The sequence below is a fragment of the Nocardioides sp. Root122 genome (genome assembly GCF_001425025.1).
Classification (GTDB): Bacteria; Actinomycetota; Actinomycetes; order Propionibacteriales; family Nocardioidaceae; genus Nocardioides.
This window is the reverse complement of the sequence record NZ_LMDE01000001.1, coordinates 179,137-204,231: the sequence shown is the minus strand read 5'-3', so window position 1 is coordinate 204,231 and position 25,095 is coordinate 179,137. Positions and strand designations below refer to the sequence as shown.

The 25,095-nt window shown below is 72.8% G+C and carries 24 protein-coding genes; 17 read left to right on the top strand and 7 right to left on the bottom strand.

Annotated elements, in window-relative coordinates:
• Positions 1-222: 222 nt before the first annotated feature.
• Genes ASC64_RS00955 through ASC64_RS00945 form a run of 3 tightly spaced genes read right to left on the bottom strand, consistent with a single transcriptional unit; the run spans position 223 to position 4,416 of the window.
• Positions 223-2,115 (bottom strand): anthranilate synthase family protein, encoded by a 1,893-nt coding sequence (locus ASC64_RS00955; RefSeq protein WP_056905649.1) that lies wholly within the window; start codon positions 2,113-2,115, stop codon positions 223-225.
• Between the two features lie 10 nt (positions 2,116-2,125).
• Entirely contained in the window at positions 2,126-3,334 is a 1,209-nt protein-coding gene (locus tag ASC64_RS00950) for an acyltransferase family protein (protein ID WP_056905648.1), read from the bottom strand.
• Entirely contained in the window at positions 3,334-4,416 is a 1,083-nt protein-coding gene (locus ASC64_RS00945) for an NAD-dependent epimerase/dehydratase family protein (protein WP_082550093.1), read from the bottom strand. Before ASC64_RS00945 ends, ASC64_RS00950 begins: the two co-directional genes overlap by 1 nt.
• Before the next feature lie 273 nt (positions 4,417-4,689).
• Between ASC64_RS00945 and ASC64_RS00940 the strand changes: the two genes are divergently transcribed.
• Together ASC64_RS00940 and ASC64_RS00935 are read left to right on the top strand one after the other, a co-directional pair.
• Positions 4,690-5,643 carry a DMT family transporter gene (locus ASC64_RS00940; RefSeq protein WP_056905646.1) on the top strand — a complete coding sequence of 318 codons (954 nt, stop codon included), beginning with the start codon at positions 4,690-4,692 and terminating at the stop codon, positions 5,641-5,643.
• Positions 5,644-5,688: 45 nt separating this feature from the next.
• Positions 5,689-6,174: an NUDIX domain-containing protein gene (locus tag ASC64_RS00935; protein ID WP_056905645.1), complete on the top strand. Its 486-nt coding sequence runs from the start codon at positions 5,689-5,691 to the stop codon at positions 6,172-6,174.
• Positions 6,175-6,338: 164 nt separating this feature from the next.
• On the opposite strand, the gene ASC64_RS00930 is transcribed toward ASC64_RS00935, so the two are convergent.
• Entirely contained in the window at positions 6,339-7,172 is an 834-nt protein-coding gene (locus tag ASC64_RS00930; protein ID WP_056905644.1) for a hypothetical protein, read from the bottom strand.
• A gap of 85 nt (positions 7,173-7,257) precedes the next feature.
• Positions 7,258-9,435 carry a HelD family protein gene (locus ASC64_RS00925; RefSeq protein WP_056905643.1) on the bottom strand — a complete coding sequence of 726 codons (2,178 nt, stop codon included), beginning with the start codon at positions 9,433-9,435 and terminating at the stop codon, positions 7,258-7,260.
• Positions 9,436-9,578: 143 nt separating this feature from the next.
• On the opposite strand from ASC64_RS00925, the gene ASC64_RS00920 reads away from it, so the two are divergent.
• On the top strand, positions 9,579-10,562 hold the full coding sequence (locus ASC64_RS00920; RefSeq protein ID WP_056905642.1) for a hypothetical protein: 984 nt from the start codon (positions 9,579-9,581) through the stop codon (positions 10,560-10,562).
• A 10-nt stretch (positions 10,563-10,572) separates the two neighbouring features.
• Here ASC64_RS00920 and ASC64_RS00915 read toward each other — a convergent pair whose 3' ends face one another.
• Positions 10,573-11,331 (bottom strand): enoyl-CoA hydratase-related protein, encoded by a 759-nt coding sequence (locus ASC64_RS00915; RefSeq protein WP_056905641.1) that lies wholly within the window; start codon positions 11,329-11,331, stop codon positions 10,573-10,575.
• A gap of 331 nt (positions 11,332-11,662) precedes the next feature.
• Between ASC64_RS00915 and ASC64_RS00910 the strand changes: the two genes are divergently transcribed.
• The 11 genes from ASC64_RS00910 (at position 11,663) to ASC64_RS00860 (ending at position 23,209) form a co-directional block, all read left to right on the top strand.
• Positions 11,663-13,204: a molybdopterin-dependent oxidoreductase gene (locus tag ASC64_RS00910; RefSeq protein ID WP_056905640.1), complete on the top strand. Its 1,542-nt coding sequence runs from the start codon at positions 11,663-11,665 to the stop codon at positions 13,202-13,204.
• Between the two features lie 103 nt (positions 13,205-13,307).
• Positions 13,308-13,976 carry a fasciclin domain-containing protein gene (locus ASC64_RS00905; RefSeq protein ID WP_056905639.1) on the top strand — a complete coding sequence of 223 codons (669 nt, stop codon included), beginning with the start codon at positions 13,308-13,310 and terminating at the stop codon, positions 13,974-13,976.
• A gap of 28 nt (positions 13,977-14,004) precedes the next feature.
• Positions 14,005-14,619 (top strand): ECF RNA polymerase sigma factor SigK, encoded by a 615-nt coding sequence (gene sigK / locus ASC64_RS00900; protein ID WP_056905638.1) that lies wholly within the window; start codon positions 14,005-14,007, stop codon positions 14,617-14,619.
• Complete coding sequence (locus ASC64_RS00895) at positions 14,616-15,341, top strand: anti-sigma factor (RefSeq protein ID WP_056905637.1); 726 nt, start codon at positions 14,616-14,618, stop codon at positions 15,339-15,341. Before sigK ends, ASC64_RS00895 begins: the two co-directional genes overlap by 4 nt.
• Positions 15,338-17,500 (top strand): FAD-dependent oxidoreductase, encoded by a 2,163-nt coding sequence (locus ASC64_RS00890; protein WP_056905636.1) that lies wholly within the window; start codon positions 15,338-15,340, stop codon positions 17,498-17,500. Before ASC64_RS00895 ends, ASC64_RS00890 begins: the two co-directional genes overlap by 4 nt.
• Positions 17,497-18,846, top strand: a complete 1,350-nt coding sequence (locus ASC64_RS00885) for an SAM-dependent methyltransferase (RefSeq protein ID WP_082550092.1) — start codon at positions 17,497-17,499, stop codon at positions 18,844-18,846. The genes ASC64_RS00890 and ASC64_RS00885 overlap by 4 nt, the downstream gene beginning before the upstream one ends.
• Complete coding sequence (locus tag ASC64_RS00880; protein ID WP_056905635.1) at positions 18,843-20,153, top strand: SAM-dependent methyltransferase; 1,311 nt, start codon at positions 18,843-18,845, stop codon at positions 20,151-20,153. The genes ASC64_RS00885 and ASC64_RS00880 overlap by 4 nt, the downstream gene beginning before the upstream one ends.
• Complete coding sequence (locus ASC64_RS00875; RefSeq protein ID WP_235563459.1) at positions 20,150-20,932, top strand: DUF1295 domain-containing protein; 783 nt, start codon at positions 20,150-20,152, stop codon at positions 20,930-20,932. Before ASC64_RS00880 ends, ASC64_RS00875 begins: the two co-directional genes overlap by 4 nt.
• A 46-nt stretch (positions 20,933-20,978) precedes the next feature.
• Positions 20,979-21,530 (top strand): RNA polymerase sigma factor, encoded by a 552-nt coding sequence (locus tag ASC64_RS00870; RefSeq protein ID WP_056905634.1) that lies wholly within the window; start codon positions 20,979-20,981, stop codon positions 21,528-21,530.
• A gap of 33 nt (positions 21,531-21,563) precedes the next feature.
• Positions 21,564-22,511: a hypothetical protein gene (locus tag ASC64_RS22605; RefSeq protein WP_056905633.1), complete on the top strand. Its 948-nt coding sequence runs from the start codon at positions 21,564-21,566 to the stop codon at positions 22,509-22,511.
• 146 nt (positions 22,512-22,657) lie between these two features.
• Entirely contained in the window at positions 22,658-23,209 is a 552-nt protein-coding gene (locus ASC64_RS00860) for a protein-L-isoaspartate O-methyltransferase family protein (RefSeq protein WP_056905632.1), read from the top strand.
• Between the two features lie 3 nt (positions 23,210-23,212).
• Here the strand turns inward: ASC64_RS00860 and ASC64_RS00855 are convergent, their stop codons facing one another.
• On the bottom strand, positions 23,213-23,590 hold the full coding sequence (locus tag ASC64_RS00855; protein WP_056905631.1) for an MmcQ/YjbR family DNA-binding protein: 378 nt from the start codon (positions 23,588-23,590) through the stop codon (positions 23,213-23,215).
• Between the two features lie 47 nt (positions 23,591-23,637).
• On the opposite strand from ASC64_RS00855, the gene ASC64_RS00850 reads away from it, so the two are divergent.
• Genes ASC64_RS00850 through ASC64_RS00840 form a run of 3 tightly spaced genes read left to right on the top strand, consistent with a single transcriptional unit; the run spans position 23,638 to position 25,065 of the window.
• On the top strand, positions 23,638-24,117 hold the full coding sequence (locus tag ASC64_RS00850; RefSeq protein WP_056905630.1) for a cupin domain-containing protein: 480 nt from the start codon (positions 23,638-23,640) through the stop codon (positions 24,115-24,117).
• Positions 24,114-24,593, top strand: a complete 480-nt coding sequence (locus tag ASC64_RS00845) for a helix-turn-helix domain-containing protein (protein ID WP_235563458.1) — start codon at positions 24,114-24,116, stop codon at positions 24,591-24,593. The genes ASC64_RS00850 and ASC64_RS00845 overlap by 4 nt, the downstream gene beginning before the upstream one ends.
• Positions 24,594-24,603: 10 nt before the next feature.
• Complete coding sequence (locus tag ASC64_RS00840; RefSeq protein WP_056905629.1) at positions 24,604-25,065, top strand: VOC family protein; 462 nt, start codon at positions 24,604-24,606, stop codon at positions 25,063-25,065.
• The last annotated feature ends 30 nt before the right edge of the window (positions 25,066-25,095 follow it).

The following is a 25,095-nucleotide window of genomic DNA, read 5'->3' as shown; positions in this document are numbered from 1 at the left end:
GACTTTAACCCATGGGCGGCCCGCGACCTGTCACCGGTGGTTGAGGTGCGAGCGGAGCGAGCCTCGAAACCGCACCGCTCGTGGAGATCGGGGTTTCGAGGCTCGTCGCTGGCGCTCCTCGCACCTCAACCACCGAGAAATCGCTGGCGCTCCTCGCACCTCAACCACCGAGATTTCGCTGGCGCTCCTCACACCTCGACCACCGAGGGCGCGCGCCGTCGGTCAGGCGAGGAGGTCGCGCACGGACCGGTGGAGGAGGTCGTAGCCGTTCTCGGTGAGGATGGACTCGGCGTGGAACTGGATGCCGCGGTAGTGCAGGCCGGTGATCGCGTGGATGTCGCCGGTGGCCTCGTCGGCCTCGACGAGCACCCCGTCGGGCACCGCGCCGTCGGCCGGCACCCGGCCCACGAAGGTGTTGTAGAAGCCGACCCGCTCGGTGCGACCGTCGAGCCGCACCGGCGACTGGGTGCCCTGGAAGACGACGTCCTTGTAGCCGAGGTCGAGCCCGAGGCGCTGGCACAGCGTCTGGTGGCCGAGGCAGACGGCGAGGAAGGGCTGCCCGGACGCGAGCAGGTCGTCGACCGCGCGCCGGAAGGAAGCGATCTTGGGGTGGTCGCCCTCGCGGGGGTCACCCGGGCCGGGGCCGACGATCACGAGGTCGGCGCCGTCGAAGGCGCCCGTCTCGTAGTCCTCGTGGCGCACCACGCGGGACGTCATCCCGAAGACGCCGAGCACGTGGACGAGCATGTTCACGAAGTCGTCCTCGCCGTGCAGGATCACCACGTGCTTGCCGGCCAGACCCGGGTCGGCAGGCTCGCCGGCCTGGTCGGTCAGCCAGAAGCGCGAGAGCCGCTGGTTGCGCGTCCCCAGAGCCAGTACGACGTCCTCGTCGCGGGCGAGGTCGGCGATGTCGGCGCCGTCGGACGTCGCCGCCGGCGCGAGCCCGAAGGCGCTGAGGATGCCGCCGGCCTTGGCCCGCGTCTCGGCGACCTCGTAGGCGGCGTCGGAGTCGCGGACCAGCGTGGCGCCGGCGGTGACCTTCAGCTCGCCGGCCGGCGAGACGTCGGCGGTGCGGATCAGGATCGGGCTGTCCATCGTGGGCGTGCCGTCGGGCGCGCGGCCGAACAGGGCGAGTGCGGCGCCGTAGTAGCCGCGTCCCTCGGGCTCGTAGTCGGCGATCAACCGGCACGCGTTCTCGACCGGGGCACCGGTCACCGTCGCGGCGAACATCGTGTCGCGCAGGATCTCGCGGTGGTCGCGGTCCGAGCGCCCGGCGAGGAGGTACTCGGTGTGGATCAGGTGCGTCATCGGCTTCAGGAAGGGCCCGAGCACCTGGCCACCCTCGTGGCAGATGTCGCACATCATCTTCAGCTCCTCGTCGACGACCATGAAGAGCTCGAAGATCTCCTTCTCGTCGGCCAGGAAGTCGAGCAGCCGGTCCTTGAGGTCGTCGCCGTGCGCGGCGACGCGGAAGGTCCCGGAGATCGGGTTCATGCGTACGTCGCCCTGCCGCACCGACACGTGCCGCTCCGGGCTGGCGCCGATGAGGAACCGCTCGCCGGTGAAGAAGCAGAAGGTCCAGTAGGCGCCGCGCTCGCGCTCGAGCAGCCGGCGCAGGACGGTCAGCGCGCGGGTGGCGTCCCAGTCGGCGACGACGGCGCGGTAGTGGCGGCCGATGACGAGGTTGGCGCCCTCGCCCTGGCCGATCTCGTCGCGGATGATCGACTCGACGACGGTGGCGTAGTCGTCGTCGCTCGTGGCGAAGCCGCCGCGGTCGGCGAACTCGACGGGCACGTCGGGCAGCGCGGCCAGCAGGTCCTCGACCGACACCTCGTGCTCGGCCTCGATGTCGACGACCGCGAGCGGCGTGCCGTCGTCGATCGCCGCGAACCCGCGCTCGCGCACCTGCCGGAACGGCACGGCGACCAGCCGGTCGGCACTGCGGCCGGGCTCCGGCACACCGGTCTCGAGGGGGATGTCGAGCAGGCTGGCAACCTCGTGAGGAGTGCCGCCGACCAGGCCCGCGGTGGGAGCCGCCTTGCGCCGGATGACCGCCCACGCGCCGTGCTCCTGGATCTGCTCCAGGAGGTCGGCGACGGTCGGGGTCTCGGTCATGGCAGAGACCCTACGACCGGGAGGCAGGCTCCCCGACGGGCGTCCCAGCGGCTGGCGCCGGCTGCGGGCGGGACGGAGCGAAGCGGCGCACGATCCGGTCCTTCAGCTTGAGCGAGGGGTGCTCGACGGCGTGCCACGAGGCGAGCGCGAGCGCGGCAGTGATGAGCGTGACGACCACGAGGTTCACCGACATCCGCTGGACGCCCCACAGGTCGATGACCAGCTGCTGCACCGGGAAGGCCCAGAGGTAGAGGCCGTAGGACAGGTCGCCGTAGCGCGAGGCGCGCCGGACGTACGGCGTCGACGCCAGGCCGATCGTCAGGACGATGTAGGGGAGGAAGAGCCAGGCGATCTTCGTCGTGTGCTGCGGCAGTGTGCCGGCGATGACGAGGTAGACCGCGAGCAGGCCGACGGCGACGTCGGTGCGGAACTTCATGCCGCGCTCGGCGAGGAGACGGAGGATCGCGCCGGCGGCGAAGAAGACCCACATCAGCGCGTTGTCGGAGATCCGCGAGTGCCAGATGACGGCCGAGTCCAGCGGCGGGGTCATCGAGTACCAGACCGACGCGGCGAGCAGCAGGGCGATCACCGGGATCCGCGCGACCTTCGGGAAGAGGAAGACCAGCGGCACCAGCAGGTAGCAGAAGAACTCGGCCGGCAGCGTCCACAGCGAGCCGTTGACCGCGTTGGGGTAGGGATGGTCGCCCCACACGCCCGGCAGCTCGTACTGCGGGCGCAGGATGATGTTGCTGAGGTAGGTCCACACGTTCGATGCGTCGGGGAGCTCCCTGACCTGGCCCAGCGTGCTCGGGAAGCCACCGAAGTACTGCCCCATCGGCAGCACGGTCACCAGCGGGCCGATCACGAACATGCACACCAGCACGACCAGGATGAGCGCCGGGAAGATGCGCAGGCTGCGTGCTGCGAAGTAGCTGACCGGGTTGCGCGTACGGCTCCAGCTGGCGGTGATGAGGTAGCCGGAGATGCTGAAGAAGATCACCACGCCGAGCGTCTGCACGGGGTAGCCGGCCACGACCGGGTTCTCGAACGGCCGCCCGACGATGTGGTAGGCGTGGCCGAAGATCACCGCGAGCGCGCCGATGAGGCGCAGGGCGTCGAGGTTGTTGGACCGGTGTGCGGTCGCGGTGACCGGCGCGGTCGCCGGGACCCCGGCGGCGGGTACGCCGGTGGACGCGGGCGGGGGCGTGGAGGCGGCCATCAGTCGAGCTGGGTCGCGATCCATTCCTGGAGGCCGGCGACGCCGTCGCGCAGGCTCCAGCGCGGCTCCCAGTCCAGGCGCCGCACCGTGTCCTCGACCGTGCACGAGGCGTGCCGGACGTCGCCGTCGCGGTACTGACCCGTGACGTGCGGCTCCGGGGCGGAGTGGTAGCGGGCGATCTCGCGCGCCAGGTCGCCGATCGTGGTCCGCACGCCGCTGCCGATGTCGACGGTGCGCATGTGGTCGGCGGGCATGTGCGCGATCGCAGCAACGAGGGCGCTCACGACGTCGTCGATGTAGACGAAGTCGCGGGTGATGTCGCCGTCCTCGTAGAGCGGGATCGACTTCCCCTCGCGGGCCAGCCGCGAGAAGAGGGAGACGATGCCGGTGTAGGGGTTGGACAGCGACTGGCGCGGACCGTAGACGTTCTGCAGGCGCAGCACCGACAGGCGGGTGTCGTGCGAGCCGGTCCAAGCGGCGAGGATCTGCTCCTGCGCGAGCTTGGTGGCGCCGTAGACGTTGATCGGGTTGGGGTGGGTGCCGGCCACCGAGTTGGGCACGTGGGCGGCGCCCTCGCCGTGGTCCCACTTGCCGGCCTCGAGCTGGGCGTGCGTGCGCAGGCCCGGCTGGAAGGTGGAGCCGTCGTGGTTGCGCCACACGCCCTCGCCGTAGACCGCGCGCGAGCTGGTCAGCACGAAGTGCGCGGGCACGTGGCCCGCGCGGGTGAGGGAGTCGAGGAGCTGCGTCGTGCCGACGACGTTGACCATGCCGTGGCGGGTGCTCTCGGACAGCGACTGCGCGGTGCCGGTCTCGGCGGCGAGGTGCACGACGGTGTCGGGGCGCAGGTCGGCGACCACGGCGTCGAGGTCCTCGGCGCTGGTGACGTCACCGACGCGCAGGTCCACCGAGGCGGGGAGGTCGGCGGGCGGCTGGGAGTCGGGGTGGACCTGCGGGTGCAGGTTGTCCAGCACGACCCACGCCTCGGCCTGGTCGGCGAGCTGGGTGGCGAGCGTGGTGCCGATGAAGCCGGCACCACCGGTGACGAGCACACGGCCCGGGTGGACGTCAGTCGCGGAAGTCATGCGGTCGAAGGTTCCCCTCGGTTGGGTCTCAGTCGAGTCTGGGTCGACTCTGGGTGGTGCGTGGCACGGCGCGTCCGCCTCCGACGGACACCCGATGCTAGGCCACGCGCGCCGCCCCGCCGAAAAGCGTGCAGGGCGGGCGGGGCGGGTTTGGCACAATCACCGCCATGCGCCCGACGCCACGCCTGCTCCCGCCTCCGGTCGCCTGAGCCGGAGCGGTCCGCCGCTCCGCACCGCGCCCTGTCCCGACTCGCGCCACCGGAGCGTTCCTGCATGCCCACGTCCGCCCACACCTCCGTCCACCCGTCCCACCTGCGCGGCCTCACCGAGGTCGCCGCGGCCAGCGTGCTCTGGGGCACCGGCGGTCTCGCCGTCCAGCTGATCCGCGAGCAGGCGCCGCTGTCCGCCGTCACCATCAGCGCCTGGCGGATGGTCCTCGCCGCGCTCGCCCTGCTCGTCGCGCTCGCCGTGCTGCGCCGGCTCGGCGACCTCGTCACCCTGGCGCGCGCCCGCCCCCGGCAGCTCCTCGCCGTCGGCATCGGGACCGCCGCCTACCAAGGCTTCTACTTCGTCTCCGTGACCCAGGTCGGCGTCGCGGTCGCGACCGTGGTCAGCCTGGGCCTGGCCCCCGTGCTGCTCACCGTGGCGGAGGCCGTACGCCGTCGGCGCTCCCCCGCCCCGTCCCGCCTCGTCGTGCTGGGCGCGGCGCTGGCCGGGCTCGTCCTGGTCAGCCTCGCCGGCAGCGAGGCCTCGACCGGACCCGCCCCGGTGGCGGGCGTGCTGCTCGCGGTCTCGTCCGGGACGACGTACGCCCTCACGACCGTCGCCGGCGGTTCGGTCAGCCGCGAGGCGCACCCGGTGGTGCTCACGGCCGGCATGACGCTGGTCGGGGCGCTGGTCCTGGTGCCTGCTGCGGCCCTGGCCGACGGTCCGCACGTCACCGCCGACCCGGTGGCACTGGCCTGGCTGGTCCACCTCGGCGTCCTCACCATGGCGCTGGCCTACGTCCTGCTCTACTCCGGGCTCCGGGTCACCGAGCCCAGCACCGCGGTGACCGCCAGCCTCGTCGAGCCGGTGACGGCGGCGGTCGTGGCCGCGCTCGTGCTCGAGGAGCCGCTCGGGCCGGCCGCGGTGCTCGGGATCCTCCTGGTGCTCGGCGCCGTCGCCGGGCTCGGGCGACCCGCCACGGCCGCCGGGCCGGTGGTCCCGGATCCCGAGCTGGGCTGAGGGCACCCTTCGACGCCGTGCGCTGCTGCCACTAGGTTTCCGGTCATGCCTGCTGCTCCCCACATCGCGCGTCTTCGCGCCAAGGTCGGGAACGACCTGCTCCTGCTGCCCTCCGTGGCCGTCCTGCCCATCGACGACGACGGCCGCGTCCTGCTGGTCCGCCAGACCGACTTCGGGTCCTACGGCACCATCGGTGGAGCGGTGGACGAGGACGAGGCGCCCGAGGACGCAGCGCGCCGCGAGGCACGCGAGGAGATCGGCGCCGATGTCGAGATCACGGGGCTGGTCGGCGCCATCGGAGGCCCTCAGTTCCGCCTGACCTACCCCAACGGCGACCAGTGCGCCTACGTCAGCATCGTCTACGGCGCGCGGTTGGTCCCCGGCCAGGACCTGACGCCGGACGGGCAGGAGGTCGACCAGGTGCGCTGGTTCGCACGCGACGAGCTCGACGACCCCGCCCTCGGCGACTTCGCCAGGAGCACGTTCACGGCCCTTGGCTGGGCCCAGCCCGTCGACACGCTCTCCCCGTGAGGGAGTGCCGACGGTGACGTCCGGCTGCCTCGCCGCATGCGTCTCTCCGCCGTCGAGGAGCCGAATGTCGTACACGTGTCCGAGAAGTCGCCCTCAATCCGTCGCACCGAGGGCGGGAACTCGGACACGTGTGGGGGGCGGCGCGACCACCGGCGGGACGAGCGTCAGGGGTACTTGACGTCCATCGCGACCCAGTCGACCAGCATGCTCATCCGGTCGCCGCCGGGGACGGCGTGCTCGGCCTCCACGTCCTTGTTGGACAACCGGAGCTGGAAGGGGACCGTGCCCGCCGGCACGCGGCGCAGGTCGGGGTTGAGGTTCATGGCGTACGCCGGGTTGCCGAAGTCGTCGTTGGCGGAGAACTGCACGGTGTCGCCACCGACGGTGAAGGTGGCGTGGTACTGCCAGAAGGTGTCCCACGGCTTCGCGCCTGCGGGGAAGTACTGCCCGACCGACCAGAGCTCGGCCGGGAACCCCGACACCTCGCACGCCGTGGAGTCGGTGCCGACCATCTCGTCGTAGCAGATGTGTGAGCCGAGCTGGGCGCCCGTGGTCTTCAGCGGGCCGTAGCTCTCGATCACGTCGAGCTCGCGCGGATCGGTGCCGTTGGGGTGCTGGACCCAGAAGGCGGCGTAGTTGCTGCCGGTGTTGGGCATCATCAGCCGCGCGGTGACGCGCACCTGCGTGCCCGCCGGCAGGACCCACCCCTGGTTGGTGCGGATCTGGGCAAGCTGGCCGACCTCGAGCAGCCCCTGGCCGTTCTGCGCCGGCCAGTTGGAGCTGGGCATGGCGTGCCACTGGTCGGGGCCGGTGCCGGCTGCCCCGTCGAAGCCGTCGACGAACACCCGCTCCCAGCCCCAGGACGGGTCGGGGTCGGAGTCGACCGTGTCGCCCCCCGGGATCGTGGCACCAGCCGGAGCGGCGTGGACGACCGCTCCCAGGACCATCGCCAGGACCGTCGATGCGACGAGCGCGACGGCGCGACTGAGCGAGGACATCACCCTCCCGAATGGTGTTCGTGGACCTGACCGGACCATGCGTCCGGCGATGCTACGCAGCGTCGACAACCGTGGGGGTTCCGGGTCAGCCGACGGTCGTCAGCAGCTGGGTCGCACGCGTCAGCACGACGTAGAGCGTGGCGCGGCCGGTCGCCGACTCGTCCTCGATCTCCTGCGGCGAGACGACGACGATGCCGTCGAACTCGAGGCCCTTGGTGTCGAGGCCGGTCAGCACGACGATGCGGTCCTCGCCGCTCGGCGTGACGCTCGAGTCGACCGCGGCGCGCGCGCCCGGGGCGTCGTCGGCGTGCTCGGGCCACGACGCCAGCCAGGCGTTGACCTCGGAGCGACGCGCCACGGGTACGACGATGCCGACGGTGCCGGCGACCCGGTCGGAGACCGCGGTCACGGCCTCGCGGACGGCGGCCTCGAGGTCGTCGACCGGACCGACGACCTGCGGCTCCTCGCCCGTGCGGCGTACGGCGTCGGGGAGGTCGGCGTCGAGCCCGACGCGGCGGGCGTAGTCGGCGGCGAAGGCGTAGATCTCGGCCGAGTTGCGGTAGTTGGTCGAGAGGTGGAACTCGTGGAGCTCCTTGCCCTCGAGGGCCTCGGCGCGCGCCGCGGCGGCCTCGGGTGCGTCGGGCCACGACGACTGGGCCGGGTCGCCGACGATCGTCCAGCTCGCGGTGCGGCCACGACGACCCACCATCCGCCACTGCATGGGCGTCAGGTCCTGCGCCTCGTCGATGAGGACGTGGGCGTAGCCGTCGTCCTCGATGCGGTGCGTCGGCGGCGCCCACTGACGACCGCCGGGGGCGTAGTCGCGCTCGGAGATGGTGGTCAGCTCCTGGAGGTCGACGCCGCCCTCGAGCAGGCCCGTCTCGTCGAGGTCGCGCTCGTCGTCGGTGCGCTGCGGCACGTCGCCGAGGGCGTAGCGCAGCTCGTCGAGCAGCGGGACGTCCTCGATGGAGAGGTCGCCCGACGACCACGACTTCAGGAGCAGCAGCTGCTCCTCGCGGGTCACCACGCCCTCACCGACGCGCGCCAGGAAGTCGGGCTCGCGCAGCCAGCGGAAGACGGTCTGGGCGTCGAGCGGCGGCCACCAGGCGGAGGCGAACTCGACGAAGCCCTCGTGCCCGAGCATGTCGTCGTCGAAGGCCTCACGACCGCGTTCCTTGCCGCGCTCGCCGGTGACCTGGCGCCACATGGCGTCGAGGAGGGTCTTGGCCACGCGCGGCAGCTGGCGGTTGCGCCGGCCCTGCGACATCAGCTGGCGCCGGAGCCGGCCGAGCAGACCGGGGTCGAGCACGATCGTCTCGTCGCGCCAGTAGATCCGGAAGCTCGTCGGGGCGCCGGGCGCGTGCTGGCGCGCCGTGCGACGCAGCAGCTCGGCCATCTTGGTCGCGCCCTTGACGTCGGCGACGGCCGGCTCGTCGTGCCGCGTCGCGCGCACGCCGCCGACGACCTCGCCGAGGGAGCGCAGCGCCACGGCGGTCTCGCCGAGGCTGGGCAGCACCCGCTCGATGTAGCGCATGAAGACGCCGCTGGGACCGACGACGAGCACGCCGCCACCCTCGTAGCGACGACGGTCGGAGTAGAGCAGGAACGCGGCGCGGTGCAGCGCGACGACGGTCTTGCCGGTGCCGGGGCCGCCGGAGATCGACACGACGCCCTTGCCGGGCGCGCGGATCGCCTTGTCCTGCTCGGCCTGGATGGTGGCGACGATCGAGTGCATGGAGCGATCGCGGGCGCGGGAGAGCTGCGCCATCAGCGCGCCCTCGCCGACGATGGGCAGGTCGGTCTCGATCTGGTCGTCGAGCAGCTCGTCCTCGACACCGACGACGGTGCGGTGCAGCGACCGCAGCACCCGGCGGCGTACGACGCCCTGCGGGGTCGCGGCGGTGGCCTGGTAGAACACCCCGGCAGCCGGTGCGCGCCAGTCGATCAGCAGCACGTCGCGGTCGGCGTTGCGGACACCGATGCGACCGATGTAGCGCGGCTCGCGGTCGATCGACGGGTCGAGGTCGAGCCGGCCGAAGACGAGCCCCTCGTGCGCGGCGTCGAGCTGGGCGATCCGCTTGGCGGCCTGGAAGACCATCGCGTCGCGCTCGACGAGACCGCCCTCGTGCTCCAGCTTGCCGCGCTGGTGCCCCTCCGCCGCCAGCGCCCGCGCGCTGCGCGTGGACGCCTCGAGCTGGACGTAGACCTCGTCGACGTACTGCTGCTCCGCCGCGATCTCCCGCGCCTCGAGCTCCTCGCTCACACCTGCTCCTCATCCCCCGGCACCACTGCTGCCCGCTCCCGACAGGCAGACCGTCAAGCGTACCGGCGCACCCCGAGGACCGCCGACTTACCGGCAATCCGTGGAACCGGTCCTGTGACCGGGATGTCGGGTTGGATGGGTGCGTGGACGAGCAGCAGGGCGGCGTACGCCGGTCGCGGTGGGCTGCTGCGGCGGCCGTCACGGCGGTGCTCGCGGTCCTGGTCGCTGTCTTCGTGGCGTCGCGCCCGTCGTCCGAGGACCGGGCCCGGTCCGGCGAGCCGACCACGGACTGCGTCGCCGACACCGACACCTCGTTCGCCACGACGGGCGCGGCGGACGCGAGGTGGGTGCGCTTCTGCACGCTCGCCGACGAGGGCAGCCCCCACCGTGCGCGGCACCCGCAGGGGGTGGTGACCGGCGACCTGGCCGCCTCCGTCGCCGACAGCCTGTGGCAGACGCAGGACGGACGCCCGACGTGCCGCGGCGACGACCCACCGACGGCGCGCCCGAGCCGGCTGTTCCGGATCGAGGTCGGCCTCGCCGACGGGCGCGTCGCCGAGCTGACGGGCGACACGGGGTGCAGCACGCGTGACGTGACCCTCTTCAGCCAGCTCGAGACCACGCTCCTGATGGCCGCGGTACCCGAGAGCGGGCCGGACGGCACGCTGCCCCGACCGGTGAGCTGTCCGGAGCGGTTCACCACGACCACCGCCACCGCCGACGGCGCCACGGCCGACCAGCTCGTCGACACCGCGCAGAGCCCGTGGCAGTCCACCGTGCCCCTCCTGCCGGCACCCGCGACGGCCGCCGACGTGTGCGCCTACCGCGGCGACCGGCCGCGCCGCCGGCTCGTCGACCAGTGGCAGGTCGGCTCACCGACGTCCGAGGCGATCCGCGCCGCCGCGACGCTCGGCTACGCCGACGGCCAGACGGACTGCGCCCTCGACGCCCGCGCGACGTCGTACGTCGTGGTGCTCACAGACGCAACCGGGACCGCCCGCGCTCTCGCCCTCGACCCCACGCGCTGCGCGACGTTGCAGGCCGCGCTCGGCACGCCGGCCGTCGACACGTACCTCGGGCTCGCCACACGCGGCCTCGTGCAGATGGTCGCGCGCAGCCGGCCCTGAGCACCGCCGGCTACTTCTTGCGGGACAGGAAGGCGGTCATCGCCTCGCGCGCCTCGTCGCTGGCGAACAGCCGCGCGCTGGTGGTGGCCATCTCCTCACCGAGGACGTCGATCCGGGCGACGAGGTCGCCGTTGAGGATCCGCTTGGACTCCCGCAGGCCCTGGGGCGCACCGGTGGCGAGGCTGGCGCAGATCGCGGCGACCTCGTCGTCGAGGCGATCGGCGGGAACCGCCTTGGTGACCAGTCCGTAGGCCGCTGCCTCGGTGCCGGTGAACACCTCGCCGCCGAGCGTCGTCAGCGACGCCGCGCGCGGGTTCATCCGGTGGTGGACCGTCAGGCTGATGATGGCGGCCGCCAGGCCGAGCTTGACCTCGGTCAGGGCGAAGGTGGCGTCCTCGGCGCTGACCGCGATGTCGGCGGCCGCGACGATGCCGATGCCGCCAGCCCGCACGGCGCCGAGGTTCTTTGTCACGACCGGCTTGTCCAGCGTGACGATGAGCCGCTGCAGGTCGACGATCCGGCGGGCGCCGGCCTCCATCCCTTCGGTCGTCGCCTCGGCGAGGTCGGCCCCCGAGCAGAACACCTTGCCCGAGCTCTGGACCAGCACCGCGCGTACGTCGCCGTCTGCCCCGGCGCGCTCGAGGTGGGCGAACAGCTCGGTCACCAGCTGGCGGCTGAGCGCGTTGCGGTTGGCGGGGCTGTCGAGGGTGATGGTCGCGACACCGTCGGCGACGGAGTAGTGGACCAGTTCGGCGGGGGCATCGGTCATGGGCGCATCCTGCCGCACGCCGCTGCGGTCCCGTGGCGATCGGCCATCCACGCGGTCGGGGTAGTCCACCGCCCAACGGCTGCCGAAACCCCCTCCCGGCAGCCACTTCCCGGTGGACTACCCCCACACACCCGCGGTCGGGGTAGTCCACCGCCCAACGGCTGCCACCACCCCCTCCCGGCAGCCACATCCCGGTGGACTACCCCCACACACCCGAGGGTCGGGGTAGTCCACCGCCCAACGGCTGCCGAAACCCCCTCCCGGCAGCCACTTCCCGGTGGACTACCCCGGGGAGACCGATCCGTTGGCGCCGCGGCTCCGAACACCACCCATGGAGACTTCCGACCCCCGGTCCCGCTGGTACCTCGCGCGCCATGGTGCGTACGGCGTGCTGGCGACGCTCGTCGGCCTGGCGGCGGCGCACCTGGTCGCGGCACTCACGGTGCCCGCCGCCTCACCGGTGCTGGCGGTCGGCTCGACGGTCATCGACCTCACGCCCACACCGCTCAAGGAGTGGGCGATCCGGCAGTTCGGCACCGCCGACAAGCTGGTGCTGGTCGGCTCGGTGACCGTCGTGGTGCTCGTGCTGGCCGCCGTCGCCGGGATCGTCGCCGCGCGGCGACCCACGGCCGGCCTGCTGGTGGTCGTCGGCCTGGCGGTCGTCGCCGGGGCGCTGGCCGTCCTGCGGCCGAGCGCCGGCCCCCTCGACCTCGTTCCTGCCCTGGTCGCCGCAGTGGTCGCGTCTGCCTCCCTGACGTGGCTGCACCGCGCGGACGACCGGAGCACCCAGGGGCCGCCGCCGGCAGACGGTGGCCCGACCCGGCGCGGGGTCCTGGTGGCCAGCGGCAGCCTTGCCGCGGCCGCGGTGACCATGGGGGCCCTCGGCCGCTGGGTGACGTCGTACCGCCTCGGCGGCACCGACGTCACCCTGCCGGCCGCCGGTGACCCCGCGCCGGCCTTCCCCCGAGGCCTCGAGGAGATGTACGACGGCATCACGCCGCTGCGCACGCCCGCCAGCGACTTCTACCGGGTGGACACCCGGCTCACGCTGCCCACCGTCGACGCCGACTCGTGGACCCTCACCATCGACGGCGACGTCGAGCAGGAGGTCACGCTGACCTTCGACGACCTCGCCTCGATGCGGACCATCGAGCGCGACATCACCCTCACCTGTGTCTCCAACGAGGTCGGCGGCCCCTACGTCGGTGGCGCGCGCTGGCTCGGCGTACCCCTGGCCGACGTGCTCGCCAAGGCCGGGATCGAGGGGACGTCGGCCGACCAGATCCTGTCCACCGACGTGGACGGCATGACGATCTCGACGCCGCTGGACGTCGCCCTCGACGGGCGCGACGCGATGCTCGCCATCGGCATGAACGGCGGACCGCTGCCTCGCGAGCACGGGTTCCCCGTGCGGATGGTGGTGCCCGGCCTCTACGGCTTCGTCAGCGCGTGCAAGTGGATCAGCCGGATGACGCTGACGACGTACGACGCCCAGCAGGCCTACTGGACCGAGCGGGACTGGGTGGTCGACGCCCCGATCAAGATCTCCAGCCGGATCGACACGCCCAAGCCGCTCTCCGAGAGCCCCGCCGGGAAGGTCGTCATCGGTGGCATCGCCTGGGCGCAGCACGTCGGCATCGAGAAGGTCGAGGTCCGCATCGACGGCCAGGCCTGGCAGCCGGCGCAGCTCGGGCCGCAGGTGACCGACGACTACTGGCGGCAGTGGTTCCTCGAGTGGGACGCCGAGCCCGGCCAGCACTTCATCTCGTGCCGCGCGACCAACAAGGACGGCGACGTCCAGACGCCTGCGCGGATGCGGCCGTTCCCCGAGGGCTCGACCGGCCTGCAGGAGATCTCCGTGACCGTCACCTGATTTTTTTCTCAACGACCACCCATCCGGTGGCCCACCCGCTCCGAACACTCCATGACAGCGGGCCTTCCGGCCCGTGCTTGGCCCCCACCGAAAGGCACATGCCATGAACACCTTGCTCCGCACCCGCACCCTGGGCCTCGCCGCCCTCGCCCTGACCGCCTCGATGAGCCTGGCCGCCTGTGGCAGCGAGGACGACGGCGGCAGCACCGCCTCCGACGAGACCACGTCCTCCTCGACTCCCATGGAGTCGGAGTCGCCGATGGAGTCGGAGTCGCCCATGGAGTCCGACACGGCCATGGCCGACGGCCCGTTCGGTCCCGCCTGCGCCGACGTCCCGACCTCCGGTCCGGGCTCGGTCGAGGGCATGGCTGACGACCCGGTCGCCACCGCGGCGTCGAACAACCCGCTCCTCAAGACGCTCGTCGCGGCCGTCACCGAGGCCGGCCTGGTCGACACCCTCAACTCCGCGCAGGACATCACCGTCTTCGCGCCGACCGACGAGGCGTTCGCCAAGATCCCGAAGAAGGACCTCAACGCCCTCCTCAAGGACAAGGAGGCCCTCACCGCGGTCCTCACCCACCACGTGGTGGGCGGCCGGCTCACCCCCGAGGACGTGGCCGGCGAGCACGAGACCCTCAACAAGGACATGATCACCGTCGAGGGTTCCGGTGAGGAGTTCACTGCCGAGGGTGCCAACGTGGTGTGCGGCAACGTCCAGGTTGCCAACGCCAACGTCTACCTCATCGACTCGGTGATGATGCCGCGGATGTGAGTCGTCGACCGACGACCACTACGCAAGGATGACTGACGTGGACCACGTGAGGCCCGTACCGGACGGGGCGCCCCAGGGCGCCCCGTCCGCGGGCGAGGGAACCCGGCTCGCCGACCTGCTCCACCGGTCCGGGCTGGGGGACGAGGCAGCATTCGCCGAGTTCTACGACGCGACCTCGGCGCGGGCCTACGGCCTCGCCCTGCGCGTCGTACGCAACCCGGCGCACGCCGAGGAGGTCGCCCAGGAGGCCTACCTCGACGCCTGGCGCTCCAGTGCCAGGTACGACGCCGCCCGCGGCAGCGCGGCCGGCTGGTTCCTGACGATCGTGCACCGCAAGGCGGTCGACCGGGTCCGCTCGGTCGAGGCGGCCACCGCCCGCGACGAGGGCTGGAACCGCGAGACCGCGCCCGTGGACCACGACCAGACCGTCGAGGCGGCCCACGCCTCGCTCGAGGCGGCGCGAGTGCGCGGGGCGGTCGCCACCCTGACCGACGTCCAGCGACAGGCCGTCGAGCTCACCTACTTCGGCGGCTACACGCACACGGAGGTCGCCACCCTTCTCGACGTGCCACTCGGCACGGCGAAGACCCGAATACGCGACGGACTCATCCGACTGCGAGACCTGATGGGAGTTGGCTCATGAGCGAGCAGGATGTTCACAAGCTCACGGGCGCCTATGCCGTGGACGCCCTCGACGAGCTCGAGCGCGCCCGCTTCGAGCAGCACCTGTCGGGGTGCGAGGACTGCCGCGCCGAGGTCGCCGAGCTGCTCGAGACCGCCGCCCTCCTCGCCGAGACCACCGCCACCCCGCCGCCGGCCTCGCTGCGTGAGTCCGTGCTGGCCGGCATCTCCCAGGTCCGTCCGCTCCCGCCCGAGCTCCCCCGGCCTGCCGAGACCTCCCGGCGTGGCGCCTGGATCCCGCTCCTCGTCGCCGCCGCGCTGGTCCTCTTCGTGGGCGTCGGGGCGATGATCGTCCAGCCGTGGGCCGACGACGACTCCGGCCGCGGCACCCTGACCGCTACCGAGCAGGTGATGCGCGCCGACGACGCCCAGGAGGTCTTCGTGGACCTCGGCGAGGCAGGACGGGCGACCGTCGTGCGCTCGAAGTCCGTCGACCGCGCCGTCATCGTCACCGAGGACATGGTCGCCGCCCCGTCGGGCAAGGCCTACGAGCTGTGGTTCCAGACCCCCGCCGAGGACATGGTGCCGGCCGGCATGATGCCCGAGGGCGCCGACCAGACGATGCTGCTCGAGGGCTCGGCCGCCGACGCGATCGCCGTCGGCATCACCGTGGAGCCCGAGGGCGGATCCCCCGAGCCGACCACCGAGCCGATCGCGCTCTTCGACCTCACCGAGGCGACGTGAACCCGTCCGGCCAGCGCCGGGTCGCCGTCGTCGGCTCCGGGGTGGCCGGCCTGACTGCCGCCTGGATCGCCTCGCGCACCGCGCACGTCACGCTCTACGAGGCCGACGCCCGCCTCGGCGGTCACGCCGACACCCACCGGGTGACGACGCCCGACGGCGAGCTGGCGATCGACACCGGCTTCATCGTGCACAACCGGCGCACCTACCCCACGCTGCTGCGGCTCTTCGCCGAGCTCGGGGTCGCGACGCAGCCCTCGGAGATGTCCCTGTCGGTCAGCGACGCCGGCACCGGGGTGGAGTACGCCGGCGCGCTGGGCGCGCGGGGCCTCTTCGCGCGGCCGTCGTCGCTGGCCTCGCGCGACCACTGGCGGATGCTGCTGGAGATCCCGCGCTTCCACCGCCGGGCGCGCGCTCTCCTCGCCGCCGACCCCGGTAGTTCAGGACGTACTGGTAGGAGATCCGGGGCGAAACCACCCGTTTCGTCCCTCACTACCCCGGGAGACGACGACCAGACGCTGCGCGAGTTCCTGGCCGACGGCGGCTTCTCCGCCGGCTTCGTCCGTCACTTCATGGAGCCCCTCGTCGCCGCCGTGTGGTCCTGCGACCCGGCCAGCTCCCTCGACTACCCCGCGCGCTACCTCTTCACCTTCCTCGAGCACCACGGGATGCTCGGCGTCTTCGGCTCCCCGCAGTGGCGGACGGTGACCGGCGGCTCGGCGACCTACGTCGCCGCGGTGGCGGCCGGCCTCCACGACGTACGCCTCGAGGCGAAGGTGACGTCGATCCGCGAGCTCACGGACGGCGTCGAGGTGACCGACGGCAGTGGTGCGACGACGACCTTCGACGCCGTCGTCGTGGCCACCCACCCCGCCCAGGCGCTCGCGATGCTCGAGTCGCCGACCGCCCTCCAGCGCGAGGTCCTCGGGGCGCTGCCCTACAGCACCAACCCGGCGCTCCTCCACACCGACACCTCGCTGCTCCCCGAGGCGACAGCCGCCCGCGCCTCCTGGAACTTTCACCGCCCTCGGACTGAGCCTGCGAAGTCCGAGACCCAGGCGGGGAGGTTGAGGAGCGTCGGATCGGACCCGAGCTCGCGAGGGGACGATCGACGCGTCACGAGACCCGGTGCGACACAGGGCGTCACCGTCACCTACGACCTGACCCGGTTGCAGAGGCTGCCGACCGACACCCACTACCTCGTCACGCTCGGCGGCGAGGGGCTGGTCGACCCGGCGACCGTGATCGACCGGATGGAGTACGAGCACCCGCTCTACACCCCCGAGTCCGTCGCCGCGGCGCGCCGGCTCCCGGAGATCAACACCCCGCGGGTCGCGTTCGCCGGGGCCTACCACGGCTGGGGGTTCCACGAGGACGGGGCGCGCTCCGGCCTGGCCGCTGCCACGCACCTCGGCCTGCCGTGGCCCCACCCCACGCACGTCGTGCCCCGGCCGGGACGCTTCGAGACGACGATCCGCCACACCCGGCGCACGCCGTTCACGCGGACCTTCGAGCACACCTCGACCTTCTGGCTGGTGGACCTCGACGACCTCCCCGACCACGGCGCGCTGGCCCGCTTCGAGGCCCGTGACCACCTCGGCTCCCCCGACCGCTCGCTGCGGGGCAACGTCGAGGCGTTCCTCGCCGACAACGGCGTCTCCCTGGGGGAGGGCGGCGGCCGGATCCTGATGGCCGCGCACCCGCGCTCGCTGGGCCACTGCTTCAACCCGATCAGCGTGTTCTGGTGCTTCGACGACACCGGCGCCCAGGCGGGCGTCGTGGTCGAGGTGCACAACACCTACGGCGACCGCCACGCCTACCTCGTCCACCCCGACGAGCAGGGTCGCGCACGGACCGCGAAGGCGATGTACGTCTCGCCCTTCCACGGCGTCGACGGGACCTACGACGTCGCGGTGCCGGTCCCGACCGACCGCCTCCACGTCGCGGTGACCCTCCGCGGCCACTCCCAGCCCGGCGCGGAGGGCGCGGCCGCACCGTTCAGCGCCAGCCTGACCGGCGCCCGTACCGATGTCCCTGTGCGCCGCACGCTCGGCGCCACGCTGCGCGGAAGCGCGCTGATCCGTGCCCACGGCACCTGGCTGTGGGCCCGTCGGCTGCCGGTCCGGCCTCGCCCCCACCACCACCAGGAAGGCGTGCGATGACGCTCGAGAAGAACCCCCGCAGCCAGTCCGCCACCCCCGGCCTCCCCGCGCTGGAGCCACTGACCCGGAGCCCGCGAACGGTCGTCTCCGCCGCCGTGGCTCGACGCCTGTTCCAGGCGGCCGTGTCCCGGCTGTCGGTGACCGTGGTCGAGGAGCCGACCGGCCGCCGGCTCGGCCAGGGCGGTCCCACCATGCGGCTGCACCGTCCCGACGAGTTCTACGCACGCCTCGGCCGCGACGGGCTGATCGGCTTCGGCGAGGCCTACCTGACCGGTGCCTGGGACGCCGACGACCTGGCCGGCTTCCTCACCGTGCCGGCGGCACGGATGGCGACGCTCGTCCCGGAGTCGCTGCAACGCCTGCGCGCCGTCGTCACCCACCGCATGCCGGGCCACCACCGCAGCACGGAGACCAACAGCCGGGCCAACGTCGCGCACCACTACGACCTCTCCAACGACCTCTTCGCGCTCTTCCTCGACGAGACGCTCAGCTATTCGTCCGCCTTGTTCGACACCTCGACCACCCGCACCGGTCAGGGCCCCGGGTCCGTCGGCGACCACCTGGTCGCCACCCCGCCCGAGCCCACCGACGACCCCGATGCCCGGGTCCACGGCGCGGACCTCGCCGAGGCGCAGGCCCGCAAGATCGAGCGGCTGCTCGACGAGGCGGGGGTCGCCGACGGCTCGCGGGTGCTGGAGATCGGCACCGGCTGGGGAGAGCTCGCGATCCGGGCCGCCCGCCGCGGTGCGAGCGTCCACACGATCACGCTGTCGGTGGAGCAGCTCGAGCTCGCCGAGCGCCGGATCGCGGCCGCCGGGCTGACCGGGCGGGTGACGGTCGAGCTGATGGACTACCGCTCGCTGGCCTCACGCGGGGCGACGTACGACGCGGTGCTGTCGGTGGAGATGATCGAGGCCGTCGGCCACGAGTTCTGGGGCACCTACTTCGCGACGATCGACCAGGTCCTCGCACCCGGCGGCCGCGTCGCGATCCAGGCGATCACGATGCCGCACGACCGGATGCTCGCCACCCGGGGCGGCCACACCTGGATCAACAAGTACGTCTTTCCCGGCGGCTTCCTGCCCAGCGTCGAGGTCATCGACCAGGTCACCCGCGAGGAGACCTCGCTGCGGCTGGTCGACCAGCTCGAGATGGGCAGCCACTACGCCGAGACGCTGCGCCGCTGGGACCGACGCTTCCTCGCCCAGCGCCAGGCGGTCCTCGCCCTCGGGTTCGACGAGGTGTTCATGCGCATGTGGCACTTCTACCTGGCCTACTCCCGGGCCGGGTTCGCGAGCGGCTACATCAACGTCTCGCAGCTCACCTTCACCCGGGAGGACCAGTGACCAGCACCGCCCAGCGGCCCACGACCGACGCAGGGATCGCGGGCCGCCTCGCCGAGGCGGTGCGACCCTTCATCGCGGGCGACCTGCCCGTGCGGCTGCAGGCCTGGGACGGCTCGGTCGCCGGGCCGGACGGTGCCCCGCTCGTGGTGCTCCGCTCCCCGGACGCCCTGCGCCGCCTGCTCTGGCACCCCGGCGAGCTGGGCGCGGCGCAGGCCTACGTCACCGGCGAGCTCGACGTGCCCGAGCAGGACGGCTGGGACCTGGAGTCGGCACTGACGCACGCCTTCGCCGTGGGCGCCGAGCGCGGCCTGTCCGGCGTACGCCTCTCGCCGCGCGCGCTCGTCGACGCGGTCCGCACCGCCGCCGGACTCGGCGCACTGGGCCGCCCGCCGGCCCCGCCCCGTTCCCAGGCGCGGATCAGGGGCCGGCTGCACAGCCTGGCCCGCGACCGGTCCTCGATCAGCCACCACTACGACCTCTCCAACGAGTTCTACTCGTTGATCCTCGAGCCCCAGATGGCCTACAGCTGCGGCTACCACGCCACGCCCGACACCCCGCTCGAGGAGGCGCAGCGCGCCAAGCTCGACCTGGTCTGCACCAAGCTCGGGCTCGAGCCGGGCATGCGCATGCTCGACGTCGGGTGCGGCTGGGGCTCGCTGTCGCTGCACGCTGCGCAGCACTTCGGTGCCCGGGTGACCGGCGTCACGATCTCGGCCGAGCAGAAGGCGTTCATCGACGCGCGCATCGCCGAGCGCGGGCTCGCCGCCCGTGTCGAGATCCGGCTCCAGGACTACCGCGAGGTCCCCGAGCGCGACCACTTCGACGCTGTCGGCTCGCTGGAGATGGGCGAGCACGTCGGCGCCGCCAACTACGCGACCTACGTCGAGGTGCTGCGGCGCGCGGTGCGCCCGGGCGGCCGGGTCCTCGTGCAGCAGATGTCGCGGCAGGGCGCCGGGGGTGGGAAGCACCCCGGTGGCGGCCCGTTCATCGAGTCGTTCATCGCGCCCGACATGACGATGCGCCCCGTCGGGGAGACCGTCGCGCTGATCGAGGCGGGCGGGCTGGAGGTGCGCGACGTGCACGGCCTGCGCGAGCACTACGTGCTGACCGTCGCCGGCTGGATCGCCAACTTCGAGGCCCACCTGCCCCGGCTGCGCGAGCTCGTCGGCGAGGAGGTCGTCCGGGTGTGGCGGCTCTACCTGGTCGGCGGTGCGCTCGCGTTCCGCGACGGCCGGATGGGCGTCGACCAGGTCCTCGCCGTCCGTCCCGGTGCCGCGCACACGCTGCCTGCCGTCCGGAGCTGGTGAGCGCGGTGCTGCAGGTGCTGGTCGCGCTGCTCGCCGCCGCTGCCGTCATGGGGGCGACGGCGGCGGTGAGCCGCAGGCTCGACCGGGTGGCCGTCGTCGACGTCGCGTGGGGCATCTCCTTCGTCGCGATGGCCGTCGTCCTCGCGGTCGTGTGGCCGGACGCCCACTCCTGGCTGCTCGCCGCACTGGTCACCGTGTGGGGCGGGCGACTGGCGTGGCACATCGCGCGCCGCTCGCGTGGTCACGGCGAGGACCCGCGCTACGAGGAGATGCTCGGCGGTCCCGGCTGGTCCTCGGGGGCCGGCCGCGTGCTGGGCAAGGTGTTCCTCACGCAGGCGATCGTCTCGTGGGTCATCGCTGCTCCCGTCCAGGCCGCGGCGATCGCCGACGTCCGCTGGTGGCCCGTGGTCTGGGTCGGCGTCGTGGTGTGGGCGGTCGGGGTGTTCTTCGAGGTCGTCGGCGACGCCCAGCTGGAGGCCTACAAGGCGCGGCCACGCGAGTCGCGCCCCCGCATCCTCGACACCGGCCTGTGGGGGTGGAGCCGCCACCCGAACTACTTCGGCGACGCGTGCGTGTGGTGGGGACTGTGGATCGCCGGCGGCCTGGCGCTCGGCTGGCTGCCCGGCCTGCTGACAGTGTGGGCCCCCGCCGCCATGACGTACTTCGTGCGCGACGTGACCGGGGCCAAGCTGCTCGAGAGGACGATGTCGCAGCGACCGGGATGGGACGAGTACGCCGCCTGCGTGCCCTTGTTCGTCCCGCGTCCGCCACGCCGATGATCCCCCGCAGTGTCACCGCCGGACCCGGCAAAGGCACACTCCTCCCGTGGGGAGGGAGGATGCGCTCGATCACGCCGTCGCGGCCATGCAGGCCGGGGACGAGGCGGCGCTCCGGCGCGTCTACCGCGAGGTCCAGCCTCCGCTGCTGCGCTACCTGACCGTGGTCGTCGGCGTGACCGACGCCGAGGACGTCGCCAGCGAGGCCTGGGGCCAGGCGTTCCGTGACCTCGACCGGTTCGAGGGCGACGCCGACGGGTTCCGCGGCTGGCTCACCACGATCGCGCGCAACCGGGCGCTCGACCACCTGCGGCACGCGAGCCGCCGTCCGACCTCCGGCGAGCCGGTCGACGAGATGGTGGACCTGCGCGACGAGGTGGACGTCGAGGCCGACACCCTGGGCCGGGTGCAGTCCGAGGCGGCGATCGCACTGATCGCCACGCTCCCCCGCGACCAGGCCGAGGCCGTCATGCTCCGCGCCGTCCTGGGCTTCGACGCTCCCACCGCCGGACGGATCCTGGGCAAGCGTCCCGGCGCCGTCCGGGTCGCCGCACACCGCGGGCTGCGCAACCTGGAGAAGAAATTGTCGGGCGATGTGTAACACCTCGGGCCCGCACGACGCTGAGGATGTGAGATGAGGAAACGGACGGGACGACTCACCCGCCGGGACGCCGAGCGCACGCTCACGGACCCGGCCGGGTCCGGCAGCGCCCTCGGCACGGCCCTCACCTCCGCGGCCGGTCCGACGCGGCCGACGGAGCTCCGCGGCGAGGACGCTGCGGCCGCCGCCTTCCTCGCCTCCCGGCTCGCCGCACCGCCGGCCACGCGCGACCACTACGTGTCCCCGACGCGACTGGCCGGTCGGGCCACGACCCGGCTGGTGGTCGCCGCCGGCGCGGTGCTGGCACTGGGGACCGGCGGCCTGGCGGTCGCCACCGGCGTGCAGCTCGACGACCTTCCCGGCCTCGTGCCCGACCGGTTGCGGTCGGTCGCCGGCCCGTCCGACGGCCCGACGTCCACCCTGCCGTCCCCCTCCTCGTCCCCCGCTCCGGACGACGGCCAGGACGACGGCCAGTCGGGCGGCCCCGAGCACGGCACGTCGAGCGCCCAGCCCGAGAAGCCGACCTCGCCCGGCGGCTCGGCCCAGCCCGACCCGCAGGCCACCCGCATGCTCGAGCGGGCGTGCCGCGACGTGCTCCACCCGGGCCTCGAGCGCGGGCACGACGACAACCTCGCCTCGCTCATCGAGCGGGCCGGCGGCGCGGGCCAGGTCGAGGCGTTCTGCGTCGACCTGCTGGGCGCGAAGCCGGACAAGCCCGCCAAGCCTGCCAAGCCCGAGAAGCCGGCGAAGCCCGCCAAGCCGAGCAAGCCCGAGAAGCCGTCCACACCCGCCAAGCCCGCGAAGCCGGCCAAGCCCGCGAAGCCGGAGAAGCCGAGCAAGCCGGCGACGCCCACCAAGCCGAGCAAGCCCGCCAAGCCGAGCAAGCCCGAGAAGCCGAGCAAGCCGGACCACACCGGCAACCCCGGCCACGGCCCCCAGAAGAACCACTCCCGAGAGGGAGGACCGATGACTCCCGGTTAACACCCGGAGGCGGAATGCGTTCCGCGGAGCCCCCGCCGGACAACCCCCCGTGTACGGCGGGACCAGCTCCACAACGCACACAGCAGCGGCACGGCCCGTCCCACCCACCCAGGGCCGTGCCGCTGTTTGCGCGTAGCCTCGGAAGGGTGGACGCCGTCGACCGCGCCTTCACGGCCCACCCGCGGGAGGGCTTCCTGCCGCGAGCGGTCCGGCGCCGCGCGTCGTACGACGGCCCGCTGCCCATCGCGGCCGGGCAGACGAACTCCCAGCCGCGCACCGTCGCCGACATGCTCCGGCTCCTCGACGTGCGCACCGGACAGCGCGTGCTCGACGTCGGGGCCGGGTCGGGATGGACCACGGCACTCCTGGCCCACCTCGTCGGGCCGACGGGCGAGGTGCGGGGAGTCGAGCTGGAGCCTGACCTGGTGCGGTTCGGCGGCGCGAACCTCGCTGCGACGCACCAGCCGTGGGCGAGCATCGCCGCTGCCACGCCCGGCGTGCTCGGCGACCCCGGCGGCGTGCCGTACGACCGGATCCTCGTCTCGGCCGAGCCCGACGAGCTGCCGCACCAGCTCGTGGACCAGCTCGGTGACGACGGGCGGATGGTGATCCCGGTGGCGGGGACGATGCTGCTCGTCACCCAGCCCGGAGCACGCGTCAGCGAGCACGGGCGCTACCGCTTCGTGCCGCTGCGGTGAGCCTCAGCGGACCGGTCGGACGACCTGCTCGGCGAGCGCAGCGGGGGCCTGGACGCAGTAGGAGTCGGTGAGCAGCTCGGTGAGCTCGTCCCAGTCGGTGTCGTCGTCGAGCAGCAGGCCGATCGCGTTGCCGCCCCAGCCGGAGCGGAAGTAGGGCTCGCCCATGTGCTCGAAGGCGGCGACCTCGTCGGGCTCGCCACGGAACGTGATGCGGAAGCGCTGGTCCTCACCCCCGAACACGTGGGCCACCGTCGCGCCGCCGACCCGCCAGCGGGTGCCGGTCCACGCGGGCTCCTGCCGGCAGCGCGGCAGCGTCCCGAGCACCGCGTCGATGCGCAGCACCCACTCCTCGGGCACGAGCGGACGGTCGGCGAGAGCCACGGCGCACAGCCTGCCACTCGCCGCCGACAACGGTTAGGTTCGACTGCATGAGCTACCCACCTCCGATCTACCACGGGGAGTCGGGCGAGGTCTCGGCACGGCTGGTGCGCGGCGACGAGGAGCCCGCGCTGGTCTACCCCAACGGCAACAAGGTCTTCCACCTCGCCCTCGGGTCCGGGACCGGGGGGACGTACGGCCTCTACCGCTGGGAGTTCGGCGGGCCGCCGAGCGGACCGGGCGCGCACTTCCACCGCACGATCACGGAGTCCTTCTACGTGCTCGAGGGGACGGTCACCATCTACGACGGCACGGCGTGGGCGAAGTGCCGCGCGGGCGACTTCGTCCACGTGCCGGCCGGCGGGCTGCACGGCTTCCGCAACGAGGACGGCGCCGCCAAGATGCTCCTCCACTTCGCGCCGGGTGCCCCCCGCGAGCGCTACTTCGAGCAGCTCGCGGAGGGCACGGCCGGCATGTCGACGGAGGAGTACGACGCGTTCATGCGCGAGCACGACAACATCTGGGTGTGAGCGTGGAGCTGTCGGCTCAGGAGGACACCAACCGCCGGATGCTGCGGGCGCGCGACGAGATGGACCGGCGCTACGCCGAGCCCCTCGACGTGCCGCACCTCGCGGCGATCGCCCACCTGTCCGCCTCCCAGTTCGGCCGGGTCTTCAGGTCGGTCTACGGCGAGACCCCGCACCGCTACCTCCAGCGGCGCCGCATCGAGCGGGCGATGACCCTCCTGCGCCAGACCGACCGTCCGGTCACCGACATCGCGTGGGACGTCGGCTTCGCCAGCCTCGGCACCTTCAGCCGGACCTTCAGCACCGTCGTCGGCTGCTCGCCGACGGAGTTCCGCGCGCAGCACGCGCCGGTGCACGTGCCGAGCTGCTTCGTCGCCGCCTGGACCAGGCCGCGCGAAGGTGCGCCACCCTTCCCGACGCAGACAGCCGCCCCGGAGACAGCGGTTTCGGAGAAGCGCGGAGGTGCCGCGGCTGAATAGCGTTCTCGGCATGACCAGCAACCACATCACCAGCCTCCACATCCGCAGCGTGCCCGTCCTCGACCAGGACGAGGCGCTCGACTTCTACACCTCCCACCTCGGCTTCGAGGTCCGCGACGACATCGACCTCGGCTTCATGCGCTGGCTCACCGTCGGCGTGCCGGGCCAGGACACCTCCCTGCTCCTCGAGCTCGTCGGCGGCCCCCAGCACGACGAGGCGACCGCGGCCCAGGTCCGCGAGCTCGTCACCAAGGGCGCCCTCGGCGGGCTGTTCCTGCAGAGCAGCGACGTGCACGCGACGTACGCCGCCCTCGTCGACGCCGGCGTCGAGGTCACTCAGGAGCCGGTGCAGCAGCCCTACGGCACCGACTTCGGCATCCGCGACCCGTTCGGCAACCACATCCGCATCGCCCAGCCCAACGGTGCCTCCCCCCAGGAGGTCCAGGAGCAGTACGACTCCGCCGACGCCTGACTCCCTCCCCGATCCGTCATGCGTTCCCGC